9 protein-coding genes are annotated in these 12,440 nt (G+C 40.0%); 2 read left to right on the top strand and 7 right to left on the bottom strand.

Annotated elements, in window-relative coordinates:
- Positions 1–61 precede the first annotated feature (61 nt).
- Both AB0756_RS32245 and AB0756_RS32240 read left to right on the top strand, forming a co-directional pair.
- A complete protein-coding gene (locus AB0756_RS32245) occupies positions 62–1,834 on the top strand; it encodes an ABC transporter ATP-binding protein (RefSeq protein ID WP_237265892.1) in 1,773 nt (590 codons plus the stop codon).
- Positions 1,831–3,012, top strand: a complete 1,182-nt coding sequence (locus tag AB0756_RS32240) for a nucleotidyltransferase domain-containing protein (protein ID WP_063779507.1) — start codon at positions 1,831–1,833, stop codon at positions 3,010–3,012. The genes AB0756_RS32245 and AB0756_RS32240 overlap by 4 nt, the downstream gene beginning before the upstream one ends.
- A 32-nt stretch (positions 3,013–3,044) precedes the next feature.
- Here AB0756_RS32240 and AB0756_RS32235 read toward each other — a convergent pair whose 3' ends face one another.
- The 7 genes from AB0756_RS32235 to AB0756_RS32205 all read right to left on the bottom strand — a co-directional run bounded on the left by AB0756_RS32235 (position 3,045) and on the right by AB0756_RS32205 (position 12,395).
- Positions 3,045–5,009: a glycosyl hydrolase family 28-related protein gene (locus tag AB0756_RS32235; RefSeq protein ID WP_038092576.1), complete on the bottom strand. Its 1,965-nt coding sequence runs from the start codon at positions 5,007–5,009 to the stop codon at positions 3,045–3,047.
- Between the two features lie 238 nt (positions 5,010–5,247).
- On the bottom strand, positions 5,248–6,150 hold the full coding sequence (locus AB0756_RS32230; protein ID WP_408034790.1) for a hypothetical protein: 903 nt from the start codon (positions 6,148–6,150) through the stop codon (positions 5,248–5,250).
- Between the two features lie 510 nt (positions 6,151–6,660).
- Positions 6,661–7,830, bottom strand: a complete 1,170-nt coding sequence (locus tag AB0756_RS32225; protein ID WP_038092578.1) for a glycosyltransferase family 4 protein — start codon at positions 7,828–7,830, stop codon at positions 6,661–6,663.
- Between the two features lie 33 nt (positions 7,831–7,863).
- The gene (locus AB0756_RS32220; RefSeq protein ID WP_038092580.1) at positions 7,864–8,994 is read right to left on the bottom strand and encodes a glycosyltransferase family 4 protein; all 1,131 of its coding nucleotides are present in this window, start codon (positions 8,992–8,994) and stop codon (positions 7,864–7,866) included.
- A gap of 15 nt (positions 8,995–9,009) precedes the next feature.
- Positions 9,010–10,278 (bottom strand): glycosyltransferase family 4 protein, encoded by a 1,269-nt coding sequence (locus AB0756_RS32215; RefSeq protein ID WP_050045871.1) that lies wholly within the window; start codon positions 10,276–10,278, stop codon positions 9,010–9,012.
- Positions 10,279–10,342: 64 nt separating this feature from the next.
- Complete coding sequence (locus AB0756_RS32210; protein ID WP_038092583.1) at positions 10,343–11,017, bottom strand: class I SAM-dependent methyltransferase; 675 nt, start codon at positions 11,015–11,017, stop codon at positions 10,343–10,345.
- A gap of 259 nt (positions 11,018–11,276) precedes the next feature.
- Positions 11,277–12,395 (bottom strand): glycosyltransferase family 2 protein, encoded by a 1,119-nt coding sequence (locus tag AB0756_RS32205; protein WP_038092584.1) that lies wholly within the window; start codon positions 12,393–12,395, stop codon positions 11,277–11,279.
- Positions 12,396–12,440: the final 45 nt, after the last annotated feature.

Raw genomic sequence — 12,440 nt, 5'->3', positions numbered from 1 at the left:
ACATAAAATTTTTAGCTTGGTTTGGGCCGCATCGCGATACTGGACTGTAGCTTGGATAATTATGCTGCTAGTTCAAGGATTGCTTCCCGCTATCTCCATGACTCTGCTTCGACAACTAGTAGATAATTTGGTGGTAGTTGTTGGAGGCGGTGTTTCTTGGACGAGCATCCAGAAGATTTTGGCTCCCGTAGGGGTAATTGGAGGTTTGTTACTCGTAGGCGAGTTTTTTAGTAGTGCGGGTGAATGGATTCGTACTGCTCAATCAGAACTAGTACACGATTATGTCACTGATTTGATTCATAAACAGTGCGTTGCTGTTGATTACTGCTTTTATGAATCCTCAGAGGATAACGATAAGCTTAACCGAGCTAAGGAAGGAGCAAGTGGGCGAGCTCTCGCATTACTAGAAAGTACGGGTAGTTTATTGCAAAATAGCATTACTCTGTTTGCTGTGGCAGCAATCTTGTTACCCTATGGTCTTTGGCTGCCGATGATTCTAGTAGTTAGTGCTTTCCCTGCATTCTATATATTAATGTATCTAAATAAAATTCAGTATCAATGGTCGCAACGAACAACAACTGTTCGTCGCTGGTTAATTTATTATGACTCGCTTTTGACCGGTGACCAAACGGCGGCGGAAGTACGGCTGTTTGACTTTGGTGATTATTTTCAGTCGTCTTACAAAAAGTTGCATCGACAACTCACACAAGAAAAACTTAAGCTACTGAAAAAGCAAACTTTAGGTCGATTTGCTGCTGCCATCTTTGTGCTGCTCGTTTCTGGTGTTGCTTTAGCTTGGATGGGAAGGCAAGTATTGCTAGGAATTCTGAGTTTAGGGGATTTAGCCCTCTTTGTTCAGGCGTTTAATCAAGGACAGGGTATTGTCAAATCTTTGTTAGGTAACTTAGGGCAGATTTATCGTAATGGTTTATTTATCAGTAACTTGTTTGAGTTCTTGCAGATCCAACCCAAAATTGTAAATCCGCCTAATCCTTTGCCCGTACCAGCAATACCCAAACAGGGAATTCACTTTCGGCAAGTTACGTTCCGCTATCCCGGTACAGAAAAACCAGTGTTAGAGAACTTTAACCTAATATTGCCTGCTGGCAAAATTGTGGTAGTTGTTGGTGATAATGGTGCAGGAAAAAGTACGCTGATTAAGCTTTTATGTCGCTTTTATGACCCTGAATCAGGAAGCATTGAATTAGATGGCATAGATATACGTGAGTTTTCCGTACAAGAACTCCGTAGGTTAATTACTGTTTTGTTTCAGTCTCCAATTCCCTACTACACAACAGTTAGTGAAAATATTGCTTTGGGTGATATATGGGCAGCATCGAATCAGACAGAGATTGAAGCTGCTGCTAAAGCCTCGGGTATTGACGATAAGATTATGCAACTGCCCCAAGGGTATAACACGATGTTGGGTAAGTTGTTTCCAGAAGGAACCGATTTAAGCGGTGGCCAATGGCAGCGTCTGGCTCTGGCACGGGCATTTTTTAGACGCGCTCAAATCATTATTTTGGATGAACCTACAAGCGCTATGGACCCTTGGGCTGAACACGACTGGCTAGAACGATTTCGCACCTTGGCAAGCGATCGCACTGCTATTGTCATTACTCACCGTTTCACTTTGGCTATGCGGGCAGACATTATTCATGTTATGCGTGCCGGTCAGATTGTGGAGTCAGGTACTCACGATGAACTCTTGGCTCAAGACAGTCTCTACGCTGAATCTTGGAAATCACAAATGCAAGCTGGTACAAGCAATTCATTTGAAAGTAGTGTGGTTGGAAGTTTAAAACAACACAAAGGTAATTCAACTCATTTATGACAACTTTATCTAAAAACCCAGAAAATCAAAATTTACGAATTAGTACTAAACCCGAAATAGAGCTAATACTTTGTTGTATCCGTCCAGAAATTGATGATGTAACTACGCAAAAAATTCAAATATTGGTTCAAAAAAAGATAGATTGGGAGAATTTAATTCACTTAGCATATACACATGGTGTAATACCTTTGCTATACACTCGCCTTAATACGATTTGTCCAAAAGATATCTCTGAATCTACCTTACAAAAGTTCCGCAGCATCTTTCAATCTATTGCTACGCGTAACTTATTTCTTACTGGAGAACTTCTTAAGCTCCTAAATTTCTTGAAAGAGCAAGGAATTGTCGCCGTACCATACAAAGGACCAGTTTTAGCAAACTTAATATACGGTAATGTAGCTTTGCGTCAGTTCGTAGACTTGGATATCTTAGTTCAGCAACAAGATATCTTTGCTGTTAAAAAACTGCTGATTTCTCAGGGATATCAACCCAAACTTGAAATGACTTATGCAGAAGAACTTGACTACTTGAGAGCTAAAACTGAGCATACCTATGACTTTTTTCACCCTCAAAAAGGAATTCTTATAGAAGTGCATTGGCGAATTGCTCCAAAGTATGTGTCTTCCATTGAACCCAAACACTTGTGGCAAGATATAGAACCGTTTTCCTTTGCAGGCACAACTATATCCAACTTACCTTTAGAAGATTGGATACCAATTCTCTGCGTACATGGATCTAGGCATATGTGGATACGACTAGCATGGCTGTGCGATCTTGCTACGCTTGTTCAAAATCACCCGAACCTAAATTGGGAAAAAGTCCTCGAATTGAGCCAAACTTTAGGCTGTAGGCGGATACTTTGTTTAGGGCTATACTTGGTGAATCATCTTTTTGGAGTTGCTTTACCAAAAGAAACATGGCAAAAGATAACAGAAGATAATATAGTACCTACTTTGTTACCTAAAATCTATAACGAGCTTTTTGGTGAAGTTAGAACTTCAGAAAGGTTTCTTGGCAAAAGCCTTTACCATCTTCAAGTAAGAGAACGTTGGCAAGATAAATTCTTGTATATCCAATCTTTCTTATATTGGTTAATTTATAGAAAAGGTGCTAAATACTTAGCATTTCCTCTTAACCATAAAGTGGACAATGCCAAGATTACCCACCTGACAAATTGAGGTTTTGTGTAATTCGTTAACAGTATTCGACACTACCTCGGAGCGGGGACTGCTTTGTAACCGACATGAAGCACGTTACGATCCGAGACACCACTGCGGGTCTTCACCGTGTTGCCACGCACTTCCTTTACTGACCAATCGTAACCGGCATGACCGTGGTTGACGACGAGATAGATAAGAGAATGTTCGGAATCATAGCTTTCAAAGATAGCTCGATTTTTGGCCCAATCCCCTAAGGCATAAATGTAGCCGCCTAGCAATTCAGTTTTACCACCATCGAATGTTTTAATAACAGTCTGATTGCCCTCGTATTTTAATCCAACAATACGTAACGAGCCACCCTTGTTGTGAATATACCGCTCTCTTTCTGGATTAAGAGCCCAACCATAGGCTTTTTGTCCTTTGGCTACTGTAAAGGAGCCACAGTAATCTTCAAAATAGACATTGCCTGCTCCTGGAACAGATTTATAGTCAATACACGAGGATTTAATCAGCAGGGTACGCGATCCAATGTGATGGATTCCGCCACCGCCTGGGGTATCCAGGATGAGTGGAGTATCAGTTTTTTTGCCACTTACAACGTAAAGCGATTTGCCTGCGGGAAAATTCGTAGTTTTATCGTTGCCTTGATACCAGAAATTGATCCGCTTAACGTGGGAAGGAACGATGAGTGGTTTACGGAAGCGAATAACATTAGTGGGCCATGTATCTTTGGATGGAAGACCCGGAATCTGTGCAAATTGAATGACTGGCTTGCCAGATGCAAATGCCTTTTGAATTTCGTCAGTGTAATCATGTCCGACCCAGTTACGAGTTGGACCTTTTGATTCAATGATATACCAGTTTTTTGGGTCGTTGCAGCTATCGCACTGAATAGAGGATGGGACGGGAATATTCATTGACACGTCTGGGCTTTTGGAGAATAGCTTGGACTTTTTCGATGCGTACTCGCGAATAAAACCACTTAATTTCGTTGTATCCTTTATCAAAGAGTATTTATATCCTTTGATAGTCGCGTTACGTAAGAAGCTTTGGGAAGCTCCTACATCGAATGCAGGCGTATCAGTTGCTTTTTTCCCGGTATATACAGCAACGGCATCAATTATTGTCGAATGCTGCTCTGGTTGTTTACTAGATTGGAATGCCGGTACCGGATTTTTATTGCTACTCACAAAATTACGCACTACAGCGTAATTGTTATCATAAAAGCCGACTTTCAATTGATCCTTGAGGATAACTTTCTCAAAGAAAACGCCGTATTGACCGCTTAAAAGTTTGATGCCGTAGTCAAAGCCTTCAACCTCAATATCTTTGACGAACGAAGGACCAGGCCACCTTTGCAACATACCCAGCCCAACCGCACCACGTTTTTGAGGATCGTCGGAGCGGATTGCAACGTTCTCGATAGTACCATTGTTGTTAGCAACGTAATCAACTGCTACTACCCCAAGATTATTGGCTCCTGTCCTGATACTAAGGTCGCGTACATAATTGTTGTGCGCGTCGTTCTGCGCCCGGTTGGAATTTGCCATTTTCCAGAAGACCTTAGGTCGATCGGGATTTTTGAAACCTGGCGCGTTATCAACAAGCTTAATAATCGAATCCTTTGGACTATCGCCCAATACGGATAAATAACGGGGAAGCTTTTGCCAACCGTTATTTGTAAAATCAAGGGTATTATCGAAATAATAAACACCTTTAGGAAAATACAATGTTTTGATAGCAAATTGCCGATTAGCAACTTCATCAATTGCTTTTTGAATAGCAATGGTATTCCGCCTTACAGCCTCTCGGTTTTCGGGATTAAGGTTTGTTTTGACGCAGAAAGGGTAGGCTGTAACGTTGACAAAATTCATTTTTTCAGGGTATTTGCCCTGAATACCTTTGATGTTCGGCGTACATGATGTACTGGTTTGAACCTGCGCTATGGAGGAAATGCCTCCGTAAACGCAGCCTAGCAGTGGTATAAAAAATATGACTGATGAAAAATGTTTCATTTTTACCCACAATAGTTCCGTCAAAATTACTTATAAAATATAATTGACGTTACAAGAGTTTATAGAATACCTCAACGGTTCATAACCGACCAATCTATTACTTAATGACTTTCAAAAAACAAGCATTAAAATCCAGATTAAAATTACGTATAATGTTGGGATAATATCTTAAAATTCTCTAAAATTTACGATCTTTAATAAACATTATAAAATTATTTAAAAAAAATACTATCGTTAGTTAGAGCGATTGATTAATAGCTCCATTGGGGTATAGAAAGCTCTTCCGGGTAGCTCTGATAATTTGACGTTCTTGCCATGCCAAACCAATGAGCATTGCTGTAGAGAGCATATATCCAGGTTCTTCCATCTGAGTAAAAATAAAACCATAAATCATTACAGTAAGTAACTGAAACCTGGAAAAGTCATCCTGGCAAATCCGACACCAGACGATTGAACAGATAAACAAATAAGCTGCCAGACCCAAAAATCCTAAATCTCCCCAAATTCCTGCCCAGCCCCATAAAGGAGCGAAAAAACTTGAGTCCAGCCAATAATACTCTGGACTGAACCAGAAAGACCAAACAGCTTGACTAGCAGGATGAATAGTAGCACCTAATGGCTCTAATAAACTACTATAGTCTTTTAACATCCACCCCCCCAACCGTCCAATAGTGTGACCGGGACCCAAACCAAATAGCCAATTTAAGGATGATTTATAATACGAAGGAATTATTTGAAAAGGTACACTCTTAAGTATTGTAGCTTTACCTTCAGGACCGTAAAGTTCTGGTCTAATCCAGCCTTTAAAAGCAACAAAGGCTTCCACGTTGTATATACACCAATATAGCAAATAACTAACCAATATAGCAGCTATTATATATTGTAGAGCAGTTTTTATGTCTTTTAATCTAGTTAGTACCAGTAGTACCCAGGCTATCATCCAGACTACGATTACCTGCTTTGCATCAGCAAATAAAAGTTGAATGAAGGCTGTAGTAAACACAGAAGCTCGCAACCAGATTGGGGTTCCTTTTGTACTGAGCCAAAAGTACAAACCAAAAGACATAGAAACAGAAGCACCAACAACATGGCCAGAGCCAGAAAGGTAGAAAACTCCTTGGACATTGTCAAAGGGCTGCATACTAGTTACTCGAAGAATGCCAAAGGTAATTAGAAAGTGCTGGGCAAAAGCCAAAAAAATATGTAGGCTAATAAAGCCCATAATCCAAGTTTTAAACTTTTTGAACCTTTCAATAGAAAAGGGGATAGAAACCATTGCTATAATTACTAGAAAAGGCTCAGTAAGCAACATCCAATCTAAGAAAACATTAATAACTCCAGCTTGATTTAGAAGAGCACTAATAATCATGACACCTAGTAGGACGAATAAGCTTATTAAGAGAATTTTCGCAATAGATTTCTGCTTTTTATTCCTAACTTTAGTTGTACTAATTATAATTCCACAAGCAAGAGGAACAATTACAAAGTGAACAAAATTAATAGTTGGAGGTGCGCCTATAGCGTCTATAATTCGAGGAAAGAAAGCAGTAGCAAATGCTAATAGTAATAGAATGGAGTTTCTAACATATCCGTCTTTTTTTTTATAAAGCTCTATTTCCGATCTCATTTATTACCCTTTTTCTGCAATTAATCAAGCTACAATCTTATTAATTTTAGTATAAATTTCAATAAGCTTTTGGTAGTTTTTCTCAGCAGTATACTTGGCTTCAAACTCAGCCCGCGCTTCCTGACGCATCTGAGCTAGCTTTTTTGGATTCGCTAAAACCCACTCTACCTTTGCTGCTAAATCCCCTGCATCCCCAGGACAGAAATGCAGCCCGGTACGACCAGAATCTACAAGTTCTGCAATAGCACCAATATTAGCAGCTATGACTGGAGTTCCTTTGGCAAAAGCCTCAATTGCTACGCGACCAAAGGTTTCATACCATTTCGACGGAAACACTAAAAACATTGCTTCACCCATTAAGGTATAAACTTCTGACATTGGTTTGCGTCCTAGCCATTCAACTTGAGGAAGTCGTTTTGCTGCTTTTACGACTTGGTCAGCTAGGGGACCATCACCGACAATTTTGAGAGGGATTTGTGTACCAAGGTGCTCCCAAGCAGTTAATAAAGTATCTAAACCCTTTTCTACAGAAAGTCTCCCTACAAAAAGCGCAAAGCCACCAGACTCTGTACTAAAACCAGGATCGTGACTCACAAAGTTTGGTTTAACTAATATCTTTTCTTCAGGAAGACCACCTGCAATAAATTTTTGTTTTGCAAACTCTGTAAGAGCAATATATGCATCTACCATTTTTGTCCAGGTATTCATACTTCGATGCAGGCTAATCATTGTTGCTACTCCGCCACTAGCAATTTGACTGTTGCGATAACAACTATGCATCACTGCGGGATAAGGGATTAACTGACCCAAACAGTCTTCACAAATGCCTCCGTTTCGGAAAAATAGAGCGTTCGGGCATAGCAGTCGATAGTTATGTAAAGTTTGAACTACAGGTACTCCCTCTTCCTTGGCAGCATAATATACTGAGGGAGAAATTAAAGGAAAAAAATTTTGGATGTGGACAATATCGTAGGGTGCGCTACGAAGTTTTTGTTTGACTATATTGTAAGCTTCTTTTGACCAAATTGTTTTCAACCCTAATTGTGCTGGATTTAGAGATGCAATTTGCTGATTATCTTCTTCATACACATCTACTTGGTGACCCATCTCTTGCAGGAGCTTTTCTTCAGATTCGCGAGATTCATCTTCTCCCCCACGGATTTGATACTTGTTATGTACACTTAAAATGTGCATTTTAAAAATCCTCTTGAATTAATTCATAGATAACTAATTTTTCCTTTCTTTTTCCAGAAGTTTTTCATAAAGAGTGGCAACTTGCTCCGCTGTTTTCTCCCATGTAAACATTTTGACCCTTGCTAAACCGCGTTCGACTAATGATTTTCGATATAAAGGTTTTTCTAAAAGCTCGCCTACAGCCTTCACCATCGTTGTAACATCGTTTGGTGCTACTAAAATAGCAGCATCACCCGCGACTTCTGGAAGTGATGTTACATTAGAAGTGATGACAACTGTCCCACACGCCATTGCCTCTAAAATTGTTATTCCAAAACCCTCATAAAGTGAGGGAGATAAAAGCACATCAGCTGCGTTATAAATATTAACTAAGCTCTCTTTGTCTGGCTTACCTAAATAGGTGACGCAGTTTTCTAAGCTGTGTGTTTGAATAAATTTTTTTTGCTCGGCAGTAAAATCTGCACCTGCTTTCCAAAACTGAATAGATAATCCTTTATCTTTAAGCGCTTTAATGACTTTCAATGCTGTAAAAATATTCTTGCGTGGATGATTTGAACCCACATTGAGTATACATAAAGTTTCTGGTGAAACACGGTGTTGTTGTCTAAACGATGCTATATCATCCTGAGGAAGGAGGTGAAAGATACGCTCAACTCCGTTTGGTACAACTGCAATCCGCTCTGGCTCTATCTTCAATTCACGCACGACATCTTGTGCAGTGTGTGATGAAACAGTGATAATACGATCGGCTTGGTGCATTCCTCTGATAGAAAATTTCCAAGCTGCTGTACTGACAAAAGATATCCTTGCCTGGTCGTAGATGTTCTCTGGTTGAATTAAATTAATTAAATCGTGGCATGTTACTACACCTAGTTGATGATTTCTCTTAAGCCAACGGGCTAGATGACCATCACTGTGATCTATGATGTGGAAGATGTCAGCTTGTTTTTTTCTTACCACTAAAGGATAACGCCAGTAACGTTCATAATAGCTCCAAACACCATATAACCAGGACTTCTCTTTTTTATCGGGATTTAGTTCTGGCGCAAATTCAACAATTTCCCAAGAAGGACGAACCGCCTTAAGCCCACTAACCAAAGCATCAGCATAGACATCCATGCTGAAAAAAACTCCTGGCGTTCTACGAAGAATTGCAACGCGCATAGTAACTTTTGATAACTAGGATGATTTGACAGGTATTCCGTTGGATTTTGTTTGAAGCAGTGTCTGCTGTAAGCCCACAGCCGCTTTTCCCTGCTTGCTTTTTATTTTGCTAATAATTTCTAAAAATGCGTTTAGCTCGCAGTTCAAATCTTGATGTGAAAACACTTCTTTAGCGCGTTGGCTGTAAGCGTTACGGATATTACCGTCAGTTAAGGTTAGTATTGCTTCAACCAAAGCATTGACATTACCGCAGGGATAAACCAGTCCATTGTAACGGTGTTGAACAGTGTCATTATAGCCCCAGTTACCACAGCGATCGCTGAGAATTGCTGGACAACCTGCAGCCATGGCTTCCGAAATGACTAGTGGGTGGGGATCGATACGGGATGTGGAAATAAAAATATCCATTGCTGCGTAATACAGCGGAAGCTGACTTTGGTTAACGAAGCCTAAGTTAAGAACTTCTCCATTCAAGGCGGCGAGGTGTTTGTTGATTTCGGTTTCCAATACACCGCCACCAATCATAATTCCTCTGATACGAGGATCTCTTTGATGAGCTTTGGCGATCGCCTCTATAAATTCAAATGGATTTTTCCGCTCAATGTATTTACCTGTAAAGCCATAGAGCAAGGTATCGTCATTCCAGCAAAGTTGTTGGCGGATTTGTTGAATTTCCTGTTGATGTTGCGTAATTGTTGCTTCAAACCTATCCCGATCGACAGGGTAGCAACCACGTACCATTTTTTCATCAGGGATTCCATAATGTCGCAAATAAATTTCATTATGGTCACCACTAGAAATCCAGTAATCTGCCAAATTAAATGTCCATGGATAAAGCACAGAAATTGCAATTTTTCGGGTTCTCTTATAAAAATTATCTGTGATAATAGTTGCATCATTCTGCATGATGATTGGGATACCCCGCAACTTACACAGAAGAACGGTTAAGCGGTAAGAGTATGTCGATAAACTAGGTAGAAAAACTGCATCCACATTTTGCGGTGTTAAGCGAGTCCATAACCCAGGATTGAACAGTTTTTTGTTGACCTGAGAAGAGATTTTTCCGGTCAAAGTTTTTAGATACTCGTATTGATAACCACTGACTAGATCCACGTCCCAAGGTTCTGTGCTTCTCAGTTCTGGATCTCCTCCCACTTGGTTCTCATTACAGAGGTAAAAAGCCGATACTGAAACTCCGGGTTGTTCATTGAGTTTTCGCCATAAAGGCGCGTGGTGTTGGGTTGGATGTGTAAATACAACACCTAAGCGAAATTTATCTTGCATAATAAAGCCTTCAACTTTTGTGGATGAGGAGCGATAGGGGATTCTACTCTCTATTTAGTAAACTTTAAACAGCTACAGAAATAGGCTGCGTGAATTCCCTCGCCTTGTAAGAGTAACTAGATGTTTTTCTCCCTTCCACAATGACAGCCTCAATAGTTCGATCTGATAGTTCGACTATCTCTACGTCGTCAATCTCACTTTCAAAACCCTGCTTGCTAGCAACCTCAAAACCAATATCAGACATAACCCGTAATAACGTGGGAGTGTCATACATACACTTATGAGGAAATCGAATAAATGGTGCTAGTTTTTGCTTCAGGAATCCGTCGTCAGGCGACTCATAGCTGACATGAAGTTGGTCGAGGACTTCATCGGCTGCTATTTCACCCTGCTGATACTTGTCAACAATCGCTTTTAAGTCTGGAACTACGATCCGAATAATGCCATTGGGCTTCAAAACTCGATAACATTCTCTGAGAAAATTTAGTCCTTCAGTTTTTGACAAATGCTCTAGAGTATGAGAGCTATAAATAATATTGACTGAATTATCTTTCCAAGGAAATCTTTTCCTGAGGTCATGCATGAAAATTTCATCTGACCAATCAATGTTAATAATTCTAAAAACTTTGTTTATGAGAGAAAAAACTGGTAGCTTTGCTATCCAAGCGCCAAGCGCATAATCTACATTTACCCAGCCATTTGGAGTTTGGGAACCACAACCAAGGTTTAGTTTCAGCATTTGACAAATCCCTTTTTATAGAAAGGACATTAGGTGTGCGAAGACCAACGTTTAGCTACAAAGTATTACAGAATGTTACATGATGCTAAGCAAGCCGGTAGTGGCTCAATTTTGTTTGGACTAAAGTACTTCACCAATTTCAGGAAGGGCGATCGCGCTTTAGTATGTGGGCATTAAGTAATAATATTTTCCATGGCTTCAGGCATCTATCCGGAAGGTTACGGAACAGCCAATGGTATTCGGCTTACAAGACTTTCAATTACCCACCCACAAAATTTACAGTTTGCTTGCGCTTAAACAAAAATCTTGCTATACGCTTAAGGGAACCAGAACCATAAACTTGGTCAAACAAGAATACAAAAAATGCATCGGGACAATACTGACCCCATTGCACTAACCACTTTTGAAATAAAGCTTCCCCAAAATATTCATGAAATTGTGGGTGAGAAACAAGCTGTTGGTGAACTTGCTTGCGCTCTTTTCCTGGTTTATCTCGAAGACGAGCAACTAAGTAACGAGCATTGCAGACTAACACACTGTGCTTCAAGTCACTTAGTCTCTTTGCTATTGATGCACCATAAACCTCTGTTAAAAATCGTTTTTGTTCTTGGTGCAAGCGTTCAAAAACAACTTCCTCTCGTTCCAAACGTTCTGCTGTTACAGTCAATAGGCTTGTTGTATTTGCTCCGTGGAAACGGAATTTACTTAACACCTCGCTTACAGTACCAATGACTGTTATAAATGGCGCAAGACGAAAGATCAGACTATCTGCATTGCTTCTAAAGGTCTCATTTAGAGGAAATAACAAGTTTGTTACTTCACGTCTCATACTTAATGCAGAAGCTGGAGGTATATCGTAAACAAATCCACCATTTTCCAGTGCAAATTGTGCCATCCAACCTATCGCTAATTTCCGGTAGTGGGGAGTGGAATTGATAAAGTTGCCTTGAGCATCAATTTTAATCACATTATGAATAGCAAGACCACTTTGAGGGTTGGATTTAAATACCTCTAAAATTCTTTGCAGTTTGTTATTCATCCAAATGTCATCTGCATCTAGTAGGCAAATAATCTCTCCCTTACTTTCGCGATATGCCCGATTTAGAGCAGTCGCAACTCCTCCATTCTCCTTATCGATCAGCTTAATTCTAGAGTCTTTCTGAACATAAGTTTTGACAACTTCACAAGAGTTATCGGCAGAGCCGTCGTCGCAGACTATAACTTCAAAATTCTGATAAGTTTGGCTAAGAACACTATCCAAAGCCTCCCCTATGTATTTGGCATAGTTATAGTTTGGAACTAATACTGAAACTAATGGATTATCTGGGATTGGGGTAAGATTAATAGGTTGTAGCTGCTCAGTTTGTAGTGTTTGCATAAGGTAATGCTCAGACTTAAATTTTTGATTGCGCTTGTATTTAAG

It is taken from the genome of Tolypothrix campylonemoides VB511288_2 (assembly GCF_045999855.1).
GTDB classification, from domain to species: Bacteria; Cyanobacteriota; Cyanobacteriia; order Cyanobacteriales; family Nostocaceae; genus Scytonema; species Scytonema bouteillei_A.
The sequence above is the reverse complement of the archived record's forward strand: the minus strand, read 5'-3'. Positions and strand labels throughout refer to the sequence as shown.

Bases quoted from the DNA above. Each gene is read 5' to 3' on its own strand.
- AB0756_RS32230 (WP_408034790.1), bottom strand. From the start codon at position 6,150: ATGCAGCCCTTTGACAATGTCCAAGGAGTTTTCTACCTTTCTGGCTCT.
- AB0756_RS32210 (WP_038092583.1), bottom strand. From the start codon at position 11,017: ATGCTGAAACTAAACCTTGGTTGTGGTTCCCAAACTCCAAATGGCTGG.
- AB0756_RS32245 (WP_237265892.1), top strand. From the start codon at position 62: ATGCTGCTAGTTCAAGGATTGCTTCCCGCTATCTCCATGACTCTGCTT.
- AB0756_RS32225 (WP_038092578.1), bottom strand. From the start codon at position 7,830: ATGCACATTTTAAGTGTACATAACAAGTATCAAATCCGTGGGGGAGAA.
- AB0756_RS32215 (WP_050045871.1), bottom strand. From the start codon at position 10,278: ATGCAAGATAAATTTCGCTTAGGTGTTGTATTTACACATCCAACCCAA.
- AB0756_RS32240 (WP_063779507.1), top strand. From the start codon at position 1,831: ATGACAACTTTATCTAAAAACCCAGAAAATCAAAATTTACGAATTAGT.
- AB0756_RS32220 (WP_038092580.1), bottom strand. From the start codon at position 8,994: ATGCGCGTTGCAATTCTTCGTAGAACGCCAGGAGTTTTTTTCAGCATG.
- AB0756_RS32205 (WP_038092584.1), bottom strand. From the start codon at position 12,395: ATGCAAACACTACAAACTGAGCAGCTACAACCTATTAATCTTACCCCA.
- AB0756_RS32235 (WP_038092576.1), bottom strand. From the start codon at position 5,009: ATGAAACATTTTTCATCAGTCATATTTTTTATACCACTGCTAGGCTGC.